The following is a 16,096-nucleotide window of genomic DNA, read 5'->3' as shown; positions in this document are numbered from 1 at the left end:
CCGCGCAGTTCCCCGCGCCCCTGAAGGGGCGCGGGGAACTGCGCAATCTTTTAGGGGGGTCTGGGGGCGCAGCCCCCAGGGACGGGACGGGTAGGGGCGGAGGGGGCGAAAAAGCCACCCCACCCCCAGCCCCCCGGGCGGGAAAGCGGGTGTGACCCGATGAGACATGGGTGCGCCCGGCCTCGCGCGGATAGGGTCGGCGTATGGGCAGCCATCCGGAATCGCCGGAGTCCACGGACTCCTTGCCGACACCCGCGACCCCCGCCGGACGCGACGGCCTCGACGCCATCCGATCACGGCCCACCCGTGCCGTGATCGCGCTCGACTTCGACGGGACCCTCGCCCCGATCGTCCCCGACCCAGAACAGGCCCGCGCCCACCCCGACGCGGTCCCCGCCCTCGCGGCCCTCGCCCCGAAGGTCGCCTCCGTCGCCGTGGTCACCGGCCGCCCGGCCGGCGTCGCGGTCCGGCACGGCGGCTTCGCGGGCGTACCGGGCCTGGAGCACCTGGTCGTCCTCGGCCACTACGGCGCCGAACGCTGGGACGCGGTGAGCGGCACGGTCAGCGCCCCCGCCCCGCACCCCGGCGTCGCCGCCGTCCGCGCCGAGCTGCCCGGGTTCCTCGACAAGATCGGCGCCTGGCAGGGCACGTGGATCGAGGAGAAGGGCCGCGCCGTCGCCGTGCACACTCGCCGCGCGAGCGACCCGCAGGCCGCGTTCGAGGCCCTGCGCGAGCCCCTCTCCGACCTGGCCACCCGGCACGGCCTGATCGTCGAACCGGGCCGCATGGTTCTGGAGCTCCGTCCCCCCGGCATGGACAAGGGCGTCGCCCTCCTGGAGTACGTCCGCGAGATCGGCGCCGAATCCGTCCTCTACGCCGGCGACGACCTGGGCGACCTGCCCGCCTTCGCCGCCGTCGACAAGCTTCGCTCGGACGGCATCCCCGGGCTCCTGGTCTGCAGCGGCAGCTCCGAGGTCGCCGAACTCGCCGACCGGGCCGACCTGGTGGTGGACGGCCCGCCCGGCGTCGTACGACTGCTGTCCGCGCTCGCGACTCAGCTGACGTAATCGAGCTTGGGGGAGGGTGGGCACAGACGAGAGCGCCGGGTGCCGTGCCGTCAGACTTCCAGCTCGCGCAACTGCTCCAGGAACCACTGCGCCGGAGGCAGCGCGGTCGCCGCGGCGGCGAGCCGTTTCGTACGCTCGGCCCGCTCCCCGAGCGGCATGCTCAGCGCCTCGTGCAGCGCGCGGGCGGTGCCGATCACGTCGTACGGATTCACCACCACCGCGTCCTCGCCCAGCTCCTCATACGCCCCCGCCTCCCGCGAGAGCACCAGTGCACACCCCTCGTCGGAGACGACCGGCACCTCCTTGGCGACGAGGTTCATGCCGTCCCGGATCGGGTTGACGAGGGCCACGTCGGCGAGCCGGTACGCGGCCAGGGAGCGGGCGAAGTCGTCCTTGACGTGCAGGATGACCGGGGTCCAACCCGGCGTCCCGTACTGGGAGTTGATGTCGTCCGCGGCCCGCTGCACCTCGGCCGTGTAGTCGCGGTAGACGGCGAGGTCCTGCCGGGACGGGTAGGCGAAGGCGACGTGTACGACCCGCTCGCGCCACTCGGGGTGGTCCTCCAGGAGCTGCCGATAGGCCAGCAGCCCGCGCACGATGTTCTTCGACAGCTCGGTCCGGTCGACGCGCACGATCGCCTTCCGGCCCTCGCCGATCTCCGCCCGCAGCACCGCCATGCGCTGGTCGACGTCCGATTCGTGGGAGCGCGCTCGCAGGAACTCGGCGTCCGCGCCGAGCCCGTGCACGCCGATCTGCGTGGTCCGCAGCGGCGGGCGCCCGGTCGGCGAGTGCTCGACGGACCGGCGCGGGTCACCGCTCGGCGAGGTCGGGAAGATCCGCTCGCGGTCCACCTCCCCGGCGCACCGCATGAAGGCCGACGCCCAGCGCCAGGTCAGGAACCCCAGCCGGTCGGCGCCCAGCATGCCCCACACCAGCTGCGCCCGGATGTCGTCCGGCAGCATCCGGAAGTACTCCTCCGGTGCCCACGGCGTGTGCGAGAAGTGCCCGATTCTCAGGTCGGGGCGCAGCTCGCGGAGCATCCCCGGCACCAGGCACAGGTGGTAGTCCTGGACGATCACCACCGCACGCTGGGCCGCCTCGTCGGCCAGCGCCTCGGCGAACGCGCGGTTGTACGCCTCGTACGAAGCCCACTGGCGGCGGAATTCGACGCCGAAGACCGGCTCCAGCGGTGTCTGGTACAGCATGTGGTGGACGAACCACAGCACGGAGTTCGCGATGCCGTTGTACGCGTCGGCGTGCACCTCGGCGTCGATGTCCAGCATCCGTACGCCGGTCTCGCCGACCCCGCGCCGCACCGCCTCGCGGTCCCCGGCGCCGAGCGCCGAGCACACCCACAGGGCGTCCGCGTCCGGCCCGATCGCCGACAGGCCCGAGACCAGCCCGCCGCCGCCGCGCCTGGCGTGCAGCGAGCCGTCCTCGTGTACCTCGTAGGTGATCGGGCCGCGGTTCGACGCGACCAGAATCCGATGGGCACCATGCGTGGAAGCCATACGCCTCAACCTAGCCCGGCCCGGAAACGCTCAAACGTACGGCCGAGGTCCGAACAGGCCGTATACGACCGCCCGGAGTCGGTCACTCCTTGTCGACGGCTATGCCACTCTGCGTGACTGATATTCGGCGATGTCCGCCATCGGAGGGCGTTCCTCCGTGTCGACGGAGTGCGTGCGCGGCTCGAAACCGTCCTCGCCCCGTTCGAACTGTGTGAGCGCGGGACGGATCATGTGGCCGCGCGCCAGCCGCAGCTGGGCCGTGCGATAGATCGCCGCGGCCATCCGGCCCAGCGCCTGCCCGTCCTGGTGGCGGTGCCTGCGGACGCCCACGTCGACCTGGGCCAGGGCGTCCAGGCCCACCAGGTGCAGGGCGTCGACGAGCATGCCCAGCTCGACGCCGTACCCGACGGGGAACGGGAGCTGCTCCAGCAGCGACCGCCGGGCCGCGTACTCGCCGCCGAGCGGCTGGACGAAGCCCGCGAGCTGCGGCCAGTGCATGTTCAGCAGGGGGCGCGCCATGAGTTCGGTGACGCGGCCACCCTGACCGGCGGCGGAGCCGAGCGGCCTGTCGTACATGGCCTTGACGAGGTCCACGCCCGGGTCGGTGAGCAGCGGGCCCACGATCCCGGAGACGAAGTCGGACGAGAACTCCTTGAGGTCCGCGTCGATGAAGCAGACGATGTCCCCGCTCGTCACGAGCAGTGACCGCCACAGGACCTCGCCCTTGCCGGGCACGGTCGGTATCCGCGGCAGGATCTCGTCCCGGTGCACGACGCGCGCGCCCGCGGCGGCGGCCACCTCGGAGGTGCGGTCCGTCGAGCCCGAGTCGACCACGACGATCTCGTCAACGAGGGGGACCTGTTGCATCAGATCGTGGCGGATGATCGCGACGATCTCGCCGACGGTCTCCTCCTCGTTGAGCGCGGGCAGCACGACACTGACCGTCGACCCTGTGGTGCGTTTGGCGGCCATGAGCTTGTGGAGCGGGCGATCGGTCACGGACCACGAGCGGGTGCTCAGCCAGCGCTCAACTTCTTCCAGCACAGTCTGCGGCTCCTTACTGTCTGATCACACACTCTCATCGGCGTGCCCGCCGCGGCAGCGGCAGATCGGATAGGGCCGTCTCGCGGTTCGGACGACTATCTCAACTGTCCTGGCCTTCGGTTACAGTCTTGAACAACGCGGATGACCATCGCATTGCGTAGATCATCCGCGTACAACCGAATACCGCTCATCCAGAGGGGCAGAGGGATACGGCCCGATGAAGCCCCGGCAACCCTCCAGCTGGTTCCTGTCACGCGGACGTGGCGAGGCTCCCGGCTAGGGAAGGTGCCAAATCCGTCTCACGGCGAAGTGCGTCGTGAGGAAGATGAGGAGAAAGGGCCTCGCCTCCATGGCTGCGCAGACAGTTGCCACCACCACGAACTCTGTCGATCTGGGTCCCGCCGCGGCGCTCTCATGCCGCGAATGCGGTCACCGCGTGCCCCTCGGCCCGGTCTTCGCCTGCGAGGAGTGTTTCGGCCCGCTGGAGATCGCGTACGACTTCTCGGCCTACGAAACCGAGGAACTCCGCAAGCGCATCGAAGCGGGCCCCGCGAACATCTGGCGTTACGCGCCGCTGCTCCCCGTCCCGGCGGACGTCGCCGAGAAGCCGAACATCAACCCCGGCTGGACCAAGCTCGTCAAGGCCGACAACCTGGCGCGCGAGCTGGGCGTCGACGCCGGCAAGCTCTTCGTCAAGGACGACTCCGGCAACCCGACGCACTCCTTCAAGGACCGCGTCGTCGCGCAGGCCATCGAGGCCGCCCGCGCCTTCGACTTCACCACTCTCTCCTGCTCCTCGACCGGCAACCTCGCCGGTGCCGTGGGTGCCGCCGCCGCCCGCGCCGGCTTCCGCTCCTGCGTGTTCATCCCGCACGACCTGGAGCAGGGCAAGGTCGTCATGGCCGCGATCTACGGCGGCGAGCTCGTCGGCATCGAGGGCAACTACGACGACGTGAACCGCTTCTGCTCCGAGCTGATCGGCGACCCGGCCGGCGAGGGCTGGGGCTTCGTCAACGTCAACCTGCGGCCGTACTACGCGGAGGGCTCCAAGACCCTCGCGTACGAGATCTGCGAGCAGCTCGGCTGGCAGCTCCCGGACCAGCTGGTCGTGCCGATCGCCTCCGGCTCCCAGCTCACCAAGGTCGACAAGGGTCTGCAGGAGCTGATCAAGCTCGGCCTCGTCGAGGACAAGCCGTACAAGATCTTCGGTGCCCAGGCCGAGGGCTGCTCGCCGGTGTCCGTCGCCTACAAGGCCGGGCACGACGTCGTACGCCCCCAGAAGCCGAACACCATCGCCAAGTCGCTCGCCATCGGCAACCCGGCCGACGGGCCGTACGTGCTGGACATCGCGCGCCGTACGGGCGGTGCGGTGGAGGATGTGACCGACGAGCAGATCGTCGACGCCATCAAGCTCCTCGCGCGCACGGAGGGCATCTTCGCCGAAACCGCAGGTGGCGTGACCGTCGGCGTCACACGCAAGCTGATCGAGAACAGGCTGCTCGACCCGACGCTGACGACCGTCGTCCTCAACACCGGTGACGGTCTCAAGACGTTGGACGCGGTGGCCGGCACGGGGCTCACCGCGACGATCCGGCCCAACCTGGACTCTTTCCGGGAAGCCGGCCTCGCGTAAGGACCGTTCTCCATCTGCGGGCCGGTGGGGGCTGGTCGCGCCCGCGCGGCGGAGCCGCATATTCAGCAGAGCCCCGCGCCCCTTACGGGGCGCTGTACCTGACCGGAGGTCATCACCCATGAGCGTCAACGTCCGTATCCCCACCATCCTGCGCACCTACACCGGCGGTCAGGCCGAGGTGAGCGCCGAGGGTGCGACCCTCGCCGAGGTCATCGCCGATCTGGAGAAGAACCACACGGGTATCGCCGCGCGTGTCCTGGACGACCAGGGCAAGCTGCGCCGCTTCGTCAACGTGTACGTCAACGACGACGACGTCCGGTTCGAGCAGGGCCTGGAGACGGCGACGCCGGACGGTGCGGGCGTCTCGATCATCCCCGCCGTCGCCGGAGGCTGACCACCAGTCACAGTGCGGGCGGTTGCTGACCCGGCTTCCAGCACGAAGAGTTCACCGAATTGCCCCCTCCGTGAGAGAAACGGAGGGGGCAATTCTGCATGGTTGAGCGGGGTACAGTTGGGGAACCTGCTTCGCCTTTCATGCCGGGCGCATATGAGTACCTGCCGGGCGCCCGACTAGAAGCAGCCAAAGTGCCCCGCCTTTTTGAGCCGTTTATGGCATATACGGGGCCCGACTTGCCCTGAATCCTTGCGAATTCTCCGCATATTCCCGATCGGCTGTGCCCAGAATTCTCGTCCGATTGACCTGTTGCAGACGGCAGTTGGACAGATACATTCAGCCGCGGTCGACGCGTTCCGGCGCACACCCCCAACCGTTGGGGGGTGAGGTCTGACCCGGATCCGCGAAGTGTGGATCTGTGCAAGGGCCAGTAATAGGGGAGTTAGGCATGGCTCAGGGCACCGTCAAGTGGTTCAACGCGGAGAAGGGGTACGGCTTCATCGCGGTCGACGGTGGTGCGGACGTCTTCGTGCACTACAGCGCGATTCAGATGGACGGCTACCGCACCCTTGAAGAGGGTCAGCGAGTGGAGTTCGAGATCTCGCAGGGCCAGAAGGGTCCGCAGGCGGACATGGTCAAGCTCGCCGTCTGATCCCGGCGCGAACGGCCACCGACGCACTCACGCCGAGGGGCCCGCATCCCACCAGGGATGCGGGCCCCTCGTGCGTTCCCGGGCCGACCCCTCAACGAGCTCGCTGCGCGAGCGCACCTTGCGCCCACCCGTCGCCCGACCACCACCCCTCAACGAGCTCGCTGCGCGAGCGCACCTTGCACTCGACGGGGTCGAGTGCTAATCATTGGCGTTAGCACTCTCCGAGTGAGAGTGACAGAACTTGGATCGGGCCGGTGAGGTCCGCAGGCCGGTGGGGCAAGGAACCACAAGGCTTGCAGGCCGTCCGTCGCGGGCGCGGGCACGATCCGGAGCAATCCACCCCGTCCGGGAGGACCACTTCACATGGCCAAGATCATCGCGTTCGACGAGGAGGCGCGGCGAGGCCTCGAGCGCGGCATGAACCAGCTCGCGGACGCCGTCAAGGTGACCCTCGGCCCCAAGGGCCGCAACGTCGTCCTCGAGAAGAAGTGGGGCGCCCCCACGATCACCAACGACGGTGTCTCCATCGCCAAGGAGATCGAGCTCGAGGACCCGTACGAGAAGATCGGCGCCGAGCTGGTCAAGGAGGTCGCGAAGAAGACGGACGACGTCGCCGGTGACGGCACGACGACCGCGACCGTCCTGGCCCAGGCGCTGGTCCGCGAGGGCCTTCGCAACGTCGCCGCCGGTGCCAACCCGATGGCCCTCAAGCGCGGTATCGAGAAGGCCGTCGAGGCCGTCTCCGCCGCTCTGCTGGAGCAGGCGAAGGATGTCGAGACCAAGGAGCAGATCGCTTCCACGGCCTCCATCTCCGCCGCCGACACCCAGATCGGCGAGCTCATCGCCGAGGCCATGGACAAGGTCGGCAAGGAAGGCGTCATCACCGTCGAGGAGTCCCAGACCTTCGGTCTGGAGCTGGAGCTCACCGAGGGTATGCGCTTCGACAAGGGCTACATCTCGGCGTACTTCGCCACCGACATGGAGCGTATGGAGGCCGTCCTCGACGACCCGTACATCCTGATCGCCAACTCGAAGATCAGCAACGTCAAGGACCTGCTGCCGCTCCTCGAGAAGGTCATGCAGTCCGGCAAGCCGCTGCTGATCATCGCCGAGGACGTCGAGGGCGAGGCCCTGTCGACCCTGGTCGTCAACAAGATCCGTGGCACCTTCAAGTCTGTTGCCGTCAAGGCCCCGGGCTTCGGTGACCGCCGCAAGGCCATGCTCGGCGACATCGCCATCCTCACGGGCGGCGAGGTCATCTCCGAGGAGGTCGGCCTCAAGCTGGAGAACGCGGGTCTGGACCTGCTGGGCCGCGCCCGCAAGGTCGTCATCACCAAGGACGAGACCACGATCGTCGACGGCGCCGGCTCCGCCGACCAGGTCGCCGGCCGGGTCAACCAGATCCGCGCCGAGATCGAGAACTCGGACTCGGACTACGACCGCGAGAAGCTCCAGGAGCGCCTGGCGAAGCTGGCCGGCGGCGTGGCCGTCATCAAGGCCGGTGCCGCCACCGAGGTCGAGCTCAAGGAGCGCAAGCACCGCATCGAGGACGCCGTTCGCAACGCGAAGGCGGCCGTCGAGGAGGGCATCGTCGCCGGTGGTGGCGTCGCTCTCATCCAGGCTTCCGCCGTGTTCGAGAAGCTCGAGCTCGAAGGTGACGAGGCGACCGGCGCCAACGCCGTGAAGCTCGCCCTGGAGGCCCCGCTCAAGCAGATCGCCGTCAACGGTGGTCTCGAGGGTGGCGTCGTCGTCGAGAAGGTGCGCAACCTTCAGGTCGGCCACGGTCTGAACGCCGCGACCGGTGAGTACGTCGACATGATCGCCGAGGGCATCATCGACCCGGCGAAGGTGACCCGCTCTGCCCTGCAGAACGCCGCCTCCATCGCCGCGCTGTTCCTCACCACCGAGGCCGTCATCGCCGACAAGCCGGAGAAGGCCTCCGCGGCCGCTCCGGGCGGCATGCCGGGCGGTGACATGGACTTCTGATCGACCTCTGGTTGATCACTGTCCTTACGTTCCGAGGGCGGTACCCCCACTCCCAGGGGGTGCCGCCCTCGGGCGTGTTCGGGGTCAGGGGCGCAGCAGGGGCCATGGGCGGGCGTGGTCCGGATCACAGAAGGGGGCGTGGGGCGGCGGAATGCCCTGGCGGGCGGGGCGGTTGACGTTGACAGACGGTTTGATGCATGTGCACATACTGCACGGAATCCCCATGCGCCGTCTGCTCGATGTCTGACCGACCTCTCCGAGGAGCCCCCTTCGTGACTGCCACCGCCGCCTCGCGCGCAGCCGAGATCCTGTCCCGCCCCGTGACCCTGAACGGCCTGACCGTCCCCAACCGCATCGCGATGGCCCCGATGACCCGGATGTTCTCGCCGGGCGGCATACCGGGGGAGGACGTCGTCGGGTACTACGCCCGCCGCGCCGCCGCGGGCGTCGGTCTGATCGTCACCGAGGGCACGTACGTCGGCCACGACTCGGCAGGGCAGAGCGACCGCGTCCCGCGCTTCCACGGCGAGGAGCAGCTGGCGGGCTGGGCGAAGGTCGCCGACGCCGTGCACGCGGCGGGCGGCGCGATCGTGCCGCAGCTGTGGCACATCGGCATGGTGCGCAGCGCGGGCGAGCCGCCGTTCGCGGACGCCCCCGCGGTCGGCCCGTCGGGCCTGCGCATCAACGGCACCGCCGGTGAGGGCAAGGAGATGACCCAGGCCGACCTGGACGACGTCATCGCGGCGTTCGCCGAGGCCGCGGCCGCCGCCGAGCGCATCGGCTTCGACGGCGTCGAACTCCACGGCGCCCACGGCTACCTCATCGACCAGTTCCTGTGGGCGGGCACCAACCGTCGTACCGACGCGTACGGCGGCGACCCGGTGGCCCGTACGAAGTTCGCGGCGGAGATCGTCGCCGCCGTGCGCGCGGCGGTCTCCCCGGAGTTCCCCGTCCTCTTCCGCTACTCGCAGTGGAAGCAGGAGGCGTACGACGCCCGGCTCGCCGAGACGCCGGAGGAGCTGGAGTCCATCCTGACCCCGCTCGCCGCGGCCGGAGTGGACGCCTTCCACGCCTCCACCCGCCGCTACTGGCTCCCGGAGTTCGACGGCTCGGACCTGAACCTGGCCGGCTGGACGAAGAAGCTGACCGGCAAGCCCGCCATCACCGTCGGCTCGGTCGGCCTGGACGGCGACTTCATCAAGGCCTTCCAGGGCGAGGGCGCGCCGGTGGCCGGCCTCGACAACCTCCTCGACCGCCTGGAGAGCGACGAGTTCGACATGGTCGCGGTCGGGCGTGCGCTGCTGCAGGACCCGGAGTGGGCGGCGAAGGTTCTCGACGGACGGTTCGCGGACCTGGCGGCGTACGACCCGGCGGCGCTCCGCACCCTCAGCTGACCTCGGGGGTTTTCGCCCCCACCCATTCCCGTACCCCGGGGGCTGCGCCCGCCAGACCCCCCTGGGTTTGACTTTCGGGTGCGGACGGGTGGGGGCTCCCCCTGGATCGGCTAGAGGTTGCCCATTGGTTCGATGTCGATTCTTACCGGGGTGCCCCAGATGCGTAGGACCTCGTAGTCCGTGAATTCGTGGACCAAGCGGTAGGCCATTCCGGGGCGGGGGGTGCGGCGCTCGGCGGCGAGGTAGCGCTCGGCCTCGTGGCGGTCTCGGCGGGGGGTGCCGCAGAGCTGCCACGCCTGGCCGTTCCAGACCTCCGGGAGCCAGCGCTGCTGGGGCTGGGGGCGGTCGCCGCGCAGGCCGTAGCGGGACTTGGTGCGCTCGGGGGCTTCCTCGGGGCCGGTGGTGGTGCGGCCGTGCGCGTACGCGTCGTTGACCTCGGAGCGGCGGGCGGCGCGGCGGCGGGTCTCGCAGAGCAGGCAGAGGTCGGCGGCGCCCTCGTCGACGGGGCCGCCTGGATGCTCCGAGCAGCGGGTCGTGGGCGCGGCCGTCGTCACCGTCTCGTCGAGCAGGTCCAGGGCCCGCTTCAGGTCGGCCTTGACCTCGTGCAGCTTGGCGTCGGGGGTGTCGGCGTTCAGCGCGTCGCCGTGCTCCCCGAGCAGCCGCAGGGCGCGGCCGAGGGCGGTCAGCTGTGCGTGGTTCACGGTGGTGGGTTCCCTCCCCGGCCGAGCGGTTGTCGTTTCTACCTCGACCACCCTCGCACACGGCACTGACAACCCGGCCCGCACGTCAGCCTCGCGCTGGGCTGCCGCCGCCGGGCGCATCGGCGCGGGTCGTGAAGCCGAAGGCGTACGTGGCGAGGAAGCCGACCAGGTAGCCGGTCAGGAGGCCGCCCGCGTAGATGGTGGCCGTCAGGGCCAGGCCCCGGTTGCCGGAGAGGAGGGGGAACAGGGCCCAGCCGGACGGGCCGATGGCCGTCGAGCCGACCTTGTCGCCCAGCATCGAGAAGAGGCCGACGAAGGCGCCGCCGGCCGCGCCGCCCGCGCACGCCGTGATGAAGGGGCGGCCGAGGGGGAGCGAGACGCCGTAGATCAGGGGTTCTCCGACGCCGAGGAGGCCCGCGGGGAGCGCCGACTTGATCGTCGTACGGATGGACGTGTCGTGGCGGAGCCGGACGTACACCGCCGCGGCCGCGCCGACCTGGCCCGCGCCCGCCATCGCGAGGATGGGGAGGAGCACGGTGTAGCCCTGCTGCTCGATGAGGGTGGTGTGGATGGGGATCAGCGCCTGGTGCAGGCCCAGCATCACCAGCGGGAGGAACAGACCGCCCAGGATCAGGCCGGCGAAGGCGCCGGTGTTCTCCAGGAGCCAGTTCGCCGCCGTGCCGATGGCCATGGAGAGCTCGCCCGCCGCGTACATCAGGGCATAGAGCGTCACCAGGCCGGTGAGCAGCACCGTGAGGGTGGGGGTGACCAGGACGTCCAGGGTCTGCGGGACCCAGCTGCGGCACCACTTCTCGACGTACGTTCCGAGGGCCGCGGCCGCCAGTGCGCCCAGGACGCCGCCCTGGCCGGGAGCGAGCGTCATCCCGAACACGGTCACCTTCGCGACGCCCGCGTACACGATGACCGCCGCCACCGCGCCGCCCAGGATGGGCGTTCCGCCGAATTCCTTCGCCGTGTTGTACCCGACGAACACGGCGATCAGGGCCATGAAGCCGGAGGCGATGGCGGCGAGGGCGGGGGTGAGGGAGGGCAGCCAGTGGAGGTTGATCAGGAGGCCGTTGAGGCCTGCGATGACGCCGCAGCCGATCAGGGCGGGGATCAGGGGGACGAAGATGTTCGCGACGCGGCGGAGGAGGAGTTTGAGGGGGGTGGAGTTGCGGTGCCGCTGGGCCGCTTTCAGCTCGGCGCCTTTGGCCGCCAGGTGATCGGCGGTCGTGCCCGCGGCCAGCAGGGCTTCGAACTCGGGGGTTACGCGGCCGACCGTGCCCGGGCCCAGGACGATCTGGTACGTGTCGTTGTCCGCGACTACGCCGAGTACGGCGGGGAGGGCCTTGAGGGCGTCCTCCTGGACCAGGGTCCGGTCCCGGAGGCCCAGGCGGAGGCGGGTCATGCAGTGGGCGACCGAGGTGACGTTGGCGGGGCCGCCGACCAGGGGGAGGATCGCGGTGGCGGTGGTGTGGGGGGAGGTGTTCTTCACTGGGCGTTGGTCCTGGTTGCTCGGGGGTGGGGTGCGCTGCTCGGCGCTGACGAGGTGCCGCTGTGCCCACCCGTGCCGCGCCTGGCGGCACGCATGCCCACAGCTACGACGGCTTTTTTGGGGGGCCGCTCCCCTTTGGGGCGGGCGCCGCCCCAGCGGCGATTGCCCACGGCCATGACGGTTTCAGCGCGGCGCTGCCGCCAGTGCCGCGCGCAAGTGGCCCTTGCTCTCCTCCAAGAGGTGGGCCGCCGTCGGGCCGTCCACGCCGCCGAGGATGGTCAGGATCGCGTTCTTCACCTCGCCGTCCGTGGCGGCGAGGGCCTGCTCGATCTCCTCGTCCGACGCGCCGGTCGCGAGGGAGACGATGCGGCGGGAGCGGGCCCGCAGCTTCTCGTTCGAGGCGCGGACGTCGACCATCAGGTTCCCGTACGTCTTGCCGAGGCGGATCATCGTGATCGTCGAGAGCATGTTGAGGACGAGTTTCTGGGCCGTGCCCGCCTTCAGGCGCGTCGAACCGGTCAGCAGCTCGGGGCCCACCACGACCTCGATGCCGTGGTCCGCGGCGGCGGCGAGCGCGCTGTCCGCGTTGCAGGACAGGCCGATCGTCAACGCGCCGCGCGCGCGGGCGTGTTCGACGGCACCGACGGCGTACGGGGTGCGGCCGGAGGCGGAGACCCCGACCACGGTGTCGTCGGGGGTCAGCCCGAGTCCGGAAAGGTCCTGCGCCGCCAGCTCCTTGGAGTCCTCCGCGCCCTCGATCGAGGTGATCATCGCGGTCGGTCCGCCCGCGATCAGACCCACGACCTCGGACGGGTCGGTGTTGAAGGTGGGCGGGCACTCGGAGGCGTCCAGGACGCCGAGGCGGCCCGCGGTGCCCGCGCCCGCGTAGATCAGGCGGCCGCCGCGGGACATCCGGTCCGCGATGTCGTCGATCGCGGCGGCGATGAGCGGGAGCTGCGCCGCGACGGCCGGTGGCACGGTCGCGTCCTCGCCGTTCATGATCTTCGCGATCTCCAGTGTGGCCAGCTGGTCGATCTCGGCGAGTTCGGGGCGGAACGCCTCGGTGGTCAGCGTCTCCAACTCGGCCCTCAGGCCGCGGTAGTGGGAGGAGGCGTCGGCGGTGGAGGTCATGGAGGACGGCTCTTTTCCGTGCGGTACGACGACTTTCCGGTGCTGCGAGAAGAAGGGCCCCGTTGCTGAAGAGAGAAGAGGGAAGAAGAGCAGAGATGGTTCGGACTGACAAGAAGGGGACGGGAAGAGGACGAGAAGAGGTGGTCCGGGCGGGCGCCTCGTTCTAGCGGTGTCCGCCGCGCGGGGTGTGGCGGTGTGCCAGCGCCTCGTACGAGGCGGACAGTGCCGGTGCCGCGGTCTCGTACGTCCGTTGGGCCACCCCCACGAACAGACAGTCCACCACCAGCAGCTGGCTGGTGCGCGACGACATCGCCGCCGGGCGCAGCTCGCTCTCGCGGGCCGTCGAGGTGGTGAGGATGTGGTCCGCGTACTGCGTGACGGGTCCGCCCGGGCGGCCGGTGATCGCGACCGTCGTGGCCCCGTGCTCGAAGGCGACCCGGAGCGGTTCGATGACGTCGCCGGTCGAGCCGGAGTGCGTGATGGCTATCGCCACGTCTTTGGCGCGCAGCTGCACCGCGTTGGTGACGGCGAGGTGCGGGTCGCTGTGCGAGTGGGCTATGAGCCCGATGCGCAGGAGTTTCTGGGCGAGGTCCTGGGCGACCAGGCCCGAGGCGCCGACGCCGTAGATGTCGATACGGCGGGCCGCGGCGAGCGCGGCGACCGCCGCGCCGAGCTGGACGGTGTCGAGCCCGGCGGCGGTGTCGGCGAGGGTCTGCTGCTCGTCGTAGGCGAGCTTCGCGACGACGTCGGCGATCGGATCGTCGACCGCGATGTCGGCCGTCACGGCGGGGGCGCGGCCCGACTGCTGCTGGGCGGCCAGGCCCGCGAGGGCGAGGCGCAGATCCCGATAGCCGGGGTAGCCGAGGAGGCGGGCGGTACGGACGACCGTCGCCTCACTGGTGCCGGTGAGCTCGGCGAGGCCGGTGACCGTGAGGGCCGCGCAGCCGGCCGGATCGCCGGCGACCGCCTCGGCGACCCGCTGCATGGAGCGGGTCATCGACGGGGCGAGCGTCCGCACCTTGGCCGCGAGGGCGGCGGGGGCGGGCGGCGCTTCTCCCGCGAAAATTTCCTTCACGTTATGGGTCACCTCTGAAAGATATTTTCCACTGGGGCATACGGTCAAGGGTGCGCACAATAGGTGCATGGACCCCATCAGCCCCCTGGAACAGGTGTTGCACGCGGCGCGTGCCCTTGTGCTCGCCGACCTGATCGCGGGCGAGGTCGCCGAGGCGGACGTCGTCTCTCTCGTCGAGGAATCGGTGCTGCAGCGCCGCTGGTGGGTCGAGCAGTGGCCGGAGGGCGCGGACTACGTCGCCGGGCTCGTCGCCCAGGACGTACAGGACGCCCTGCTGGAGCGCCATGGACGGTGGCCGCTGTGTCCCGTCTGCGGCTCCGGTGATCCGCACGCCCTCGACGTCGAGCCCGAGTTGGGGCCCGACCCGCACTGGGTGTGCCACAAGGCGGGTGTGAAGGTCGCCTCGGTGGGCTCTCTGGGCTCGGCGACCGGCGGGACCCCGTCCTCGTGACCGTCTACATCGACCCGCCCACCTGGCCGGGGCACGGCCGCATGTGGTCCCACCTGATCAGCGATGTCTCGTACGACGAACTGCACGCGTTCGCCGCGGAGTTGGGCGCCCCGAGGCGCGCCTTCGAGCGGGACCACTACGACATCCCCGCGCACCGGTACGAGGACGCCGTGCGCGCCGGTGCGGTGCAGGTCAGCAGCCGTGAGGTGGTGCGGCTGCTGTACGCGGCGGGGCTGCGCCGCCGGAAGCGTTCGGGTGTCCGTCGGTGACGACACGAAGATGACGTACCGGGTTTTTCGCCCCCTCCGCCCCTACCCTCCCCCAAGCTCTCGGCTTCGCTCGAGCAGGGGGGACCCCCATCGTCCCTGGGGCTCCGCCCCAGACCCTGGTCGTTCTCCTGCTGCGAGTGGGTGGGGGCTTGTCGCGCAGTTCCCCGCGCCCCTGGCGGGGCGCAGCCCGCGTCGTCAGCTCTCTCTGGCGTACAGCTGCAGGGAGCGGTCCATGCCGTGGACGTCGTATGCGTGCTGCTCGACGTCCTCGGTCACGCGGGTGAAGCCGGCGCGGGAGATGACGCCCTGGGAAGGGGTGTTGTCGCGGTCGATGGCGGCGAAGAGGAGACGGACGTCGTCGCGGGCGAGGGCCCAGGCGGAGAGGGCGCGCAGGGCCTCGGTCGCGTAGCCCTGGCCGCGGGCGTTCTCCGCGAGGTCGTAGCCGACCTCGGCGCGTCCCTCCTCGTCGGGCACGCCGTGGAAGCCCATCCCGCCCACCGCACGCCCGTCCTCCCGCCGTACGAGCACGAACATGCCCCACTCCGGCCGGTGCGCCCCGCCCTCGTACGCCTTCACGACCATCCCGGCAGCGTCCCGCGTGCCCTCGAACGGACCGCCCTCGATCCACTCGAAGCCACCCGTGCCGCCCGCGCGCAGCTCGGCGGCGGCCGCCGGGGTGACCCCCTGGAGCGTGAGCCGCTCGGACTCGATCACCAGGTTGTTGTTCCAGCGCCACTCGGTGACCGGGGCGCGGCCCGGCAGCTCGCCGCGCCCGGTCGCCCACAGCAGGGTGCGCCAGTGGTCCGGCCCGGGCCGGACGTGCGGGAAGATGCGGGTGAGGACCCACTCGCAGAGCGCGGCCGGGGGTTCGTACGCAAGCCCCAGCCCCTCGGCGATGTCATGCGTGTGCAGCAGGACTTCGGCAATGCCCATCGCGGCGAAGCCCTCGCGATTCGCGCTGCGGAAGGGGTACGGGTGGAAGGCGCGCACCTCGCGCGGCGTCGTACGGACGGCGGCGGCGAGCAGTGCGCCGGTCGTCTCGATCACGTCGACGACGCCCGCGTTGTCGGTGCCGCCCTCCATCACGATCTCGAAGGGCACGTACGCCTCGGTGGCCCGCCCGGCCAACTGCCCCGCGTACGCGATGAGATCACTCGAGATGTGCTCGGCGGTCCGCCGGCAACTCCACTCCAGGCGCCCCGCCTTGACCCCGTCCCAGTCCCGCCCGTCGGCCGCGGTGCGCAGCAACGCCACGCATCCCGCGACGGCTTCCGCCACCTGGTCCGCGCC

Annotated in this window: 15 protein-coding genes and 1 riboswitch; of the genes, 8 read left to right on the top strand and 7 right to left on the bottom strand. The window is 70.6% G+C overall.

Going from position 1 to position 16,096, the window contains the following annotated elements; genetic code table 11:
• Positions 1-203 precede the first annotated feature (203 nt).
• Positions 204-1,067, top strand: a complete 864-nt coding sequence (gene otsB / locus ACFY0T_RS34085; protein WP_388879375.1) for a trehalose-phosphatase — start codon at positions 204-206, stop codon at positions 1,065-1,067.
• A gap of 50 nt (positions 1,068-1,117) precedes the next feature.
• Here the strand turns inward: otsB and ACFY0T_RS34080 are convergent, their stop codons facing one another.
• Together ACFY0T_RS34080 and ACFY0T_RS34075 are read right to left on the bottom strand one after the other, a co-directional pair.
• Positions 1,118-2,578 carry a trehalose-6-phosphate synthase gene (locus tag ACFY0T_RS34080; RefSeq protein ID WP_388879372.1) on the bottom strand — a complete coding sequence of 487 codons (1,461 nt, stop codon included), beginning with the start codon at positions 2,576-2,578 and terminating at the stop codon, positions 1,118-1,120.
• Between the two features lie 99 nt (positions 2,579-2,677).
• Positions 2,678-3,622: a glucosyl-3-phosphoglycerate synthase gene (locus ACFY0T_RS34075; protein WP_388879369.1), complete on the bottom strand. Its 945-nt coding sequence runs from the start codon at positions 3,620-3,622 to the stop codon at positions 2,678-2,680.
• Between the two features lie 184 nt (positions 3,623-3,806).
• Positions 3,807-3,954: riboswitch (SAM riboswitch) on the top strand.
• 17 nt (positions 3,955-3,971) lie between these two features.
• On the opposite strand from ACFY0T_RS34075, the gene thrC reads away from it, so the two are divergent.
• The 5 genes from thrC to ACFY0T_RS34050 all read left to right on the top strand — a co-directional run bounded on the left by thrC (position 3,972) and on the right by ACFY0T_RS34050 (position 9,681).
• Entirely contained in the window at positions 3,972-5,255 is a 1,284-nt protein-coding gene (gene thrC, locus ACFY0T_RS34070; protein ID WP_388879366.1) for a threonine synthase, read from the top strand.
• A 118-nt stretch (positions 5,256-5,373) separates the two neighbouring features.
• Positions 5,374-5,649 carry a MoaD/ThiS family protein gene (locus tag ACFY0T_RS34065; RefSeq protein ID WP_058924632.1) on the top strand — a complete coding sequence of 92 codons (276 nt, stop codon included), beginning with the start codon at positions 5,374-5,376 and terminating at the stop codon, positions 5,647-5,649.
• Positions 5,650-6,097: 448 nt separating this feature from the next.
• Positions 6,098-6,301, top strand: a complete 204-nt coding sequence (locus tag ACFY0T_RS34060) for a cold-shock protein (protein ID WP_005315736.1) — start codon at positions 6,098-6,100, stop codon at positions 6,299-6,301.
• Between the two features lie 363 nt (positions 6,302-6,664).
• Entirely contained in the window at positions 6,665-8,287 is a 1,623-nt protein-coding gene (groL, locus tag ACFY0T_RS34055) for a chaperonin GroEL (RefSeq protein WP_388879363.1), read from the top strand.
• Positions 8,288-8,526: 239 nt separating this feature from the next.
• The gene (locus ACFY0T_RS34050; protein WP_388879360.1) at positions 8,527-9,681 is read left to right on the top strand and encodes an NADH:flavin oxidoreductase; all 1,155 of its coding nucleotides are present in this window, start codon (positions 8,527-8,529) and stop codon (positions 9,679-9,681) included.
• A 110-nt stretch (positions 9,682-9,791) separates the two neighbouring features.
• On the opposite strand, the gene ACFY0T_RS34045 is transcribed toward ACFY0T_RS34050, so the two are convergent.
• From ACFY0T_RS34045 to ACFY0T_RS34030, 4 genes are all read right to left on the bottom strand, one after another.
• Complete coding sequence (locus ACFY0T_RS34045) at positions 9,792-10,382, bottom strand: hypothetical protein (protein ID WP_388879357.1); 591 nt, start codon at positions 10,380-10,382, stop codon at positions 9,792-9,794.
• Positions 10,383-10,467: 85 nt separating this feature from the next.
• Complete coding sequence (locus ACFY0T_RS34040; RefSeq protein ID WP_388879354.1) at positions 10,468-11,880, bottom strand: PTS transporter subunit EIIC; 1,413 nt, start codon at positions 11,878-11,880, stop codon at positions 10,468-10,470.
• Between the two features lie 183 nt (positions 11,881-12,063).
• Positions 12,064-13,011 (bottom strand): N-acetylmuramic acid 6-phosphate etherase, encoded by a 948-nt coding sequence (murQ, locus tag ACFY0T_RS34035; protein ID WP_388879351.1) that lies wholly within the window; start codon positions 13,009-13,011, stop codon positions 12,064-12,066.
• A gap of 163 nt (positions 13,012-13,174) precedes the next feature.
• Positions 13,175-14,098 (bottom strand): MurR/RpiR family transcriptional regulator, encoded by a 924-nt coding sequence (locus ACFY0T_RS34030; protein WP_388879348.1) that lies wholly within the window; start codon positions 14,096-14,098, stop codon positions 13,175-13,177.
• A gap of 55 nt (positions 14,099-14,153) precedes the next feature.
• On the opposite strand from ACFY0T_RS34030, the gene ACFY0T_RS34025 reads away from it, so the two are divergent.
• Both ACFY0T_RS34025 and ACFY0T_RS34020 read left to right on the top strand, forming a co-directional pair.
• Positions 14,154-14,537: a hypothetical protein gene (locus ACFY0T_RS34025; RefSeq protein WP_388879345.1), complete on the top strand. Its 384-nt coding sequence runs from the start codon at positions 14,154-14,156 to the stop codon at positions 14,535-14,537.
• Positions 14,534-14,806 carry a DUF4031 domain-containing protein gene (locus ACFY0T_RS34020; protein ID WP_388879342.1) on the top strand — a complete coding sequence of 91 codons (273 nt, stop codon included), beginning with the start codon at positions 14,534-14,536 and terminating at the stop codon, positions 14,804-14,806. The genes ACFY0T_RS34025 and ACFY0T_RS34020 overlap by 4 nt, the downstream gene beginning before the upstream one ends.
• 195 nt (positions 14,807-15,001) lie before the next feature.
• Here ACFY0T_RS34020 and ACFY0T_RS34015 read toward each other — a convergent pair whose 3' ends face one another.
• Entirely contained in the window at positions 15,002-16,084 is a 1,083-nt protein-coding gene (locus ACFY0T_RS34015; RefSeq protein ID WP_388879496.1) for a GNAT family N-acetyltransferase, read from the bottom strand.
• Positions 16,085-16,096 lie beyond the last annotated feature (12 nt).

The organism is Streptomyces sp. NPDC001530, assembly GCF_042894545.1.
Classification (GTDB): Bacteria; Actinomycetota; Actinomycetes; order Streptomycetales; family Streptomycetaceae; genus Streptomyces.
This window is presented reverse-complemented; position numbering and strand designations above follow the sequence as displayed.

Coding starts and splice junctions, on each gene's coding strand:
- ACFY0T_RS34060 (WP_005315736.1), top strand. CDS start 6,098: ATGGCTCAGGGCACCGTCAAGTGGTTCAACGCGGAGAAGGGGTACGGC.
- ACFY0T_RS34065 (WP_058924632.1), top strand. CDS start 5,374: ATGAGCGTCAACGTCCGTATCCCCACCATCCTGCGCACCTACACCGGC.
- ACFY0T_RS34050 (WP_388879360.1), top strand. CDS start 8,527: ATGTCTGACCGACCTCTCCGAGGAGCCCCCTTCGTGACTGCCACCGCC.
- ACFY0T_RS34080 (WP_388879372.1), bottom strand. CDS start 2,578: ATGGCTTCCACGCATGGTGCCCATCGGATTCTGGTCGCGTCGAACCGC.
- murQ (WP_388879351.1), bottom strand. CDS start 13,011: ATGACCTCCACCGCCGACGCCTCCTCCCACTACCGCGGCCTGAGGGCC.
- otsB (WP_388879375.1), top strand. CDS start 204: ATGGGCAGCCATCCGGAATCGCCGGAGTCCACGGACTCCTTGCCGACA.
- ACFY0T_RS34025 (WP_388879345.1), top strand. CDS start 14,154: ATGGACCCCATCAGCCCCCTGGAACAGGTGTTGCACGCGGCGCGTGCC.
- groL (WP_388879363.1), top strand. CDS start 6,665: ATGGCCAAGATCATCGCGTTCGACGAGGAGGCGCGGCGAGGCCTCGAG.
- thrC (WP_388879366.1), top strand. CDS start 3,972: ATGGCTGCGCAGACAGTTGCCACCACCACGAACTCTGTCGATCTGGGT.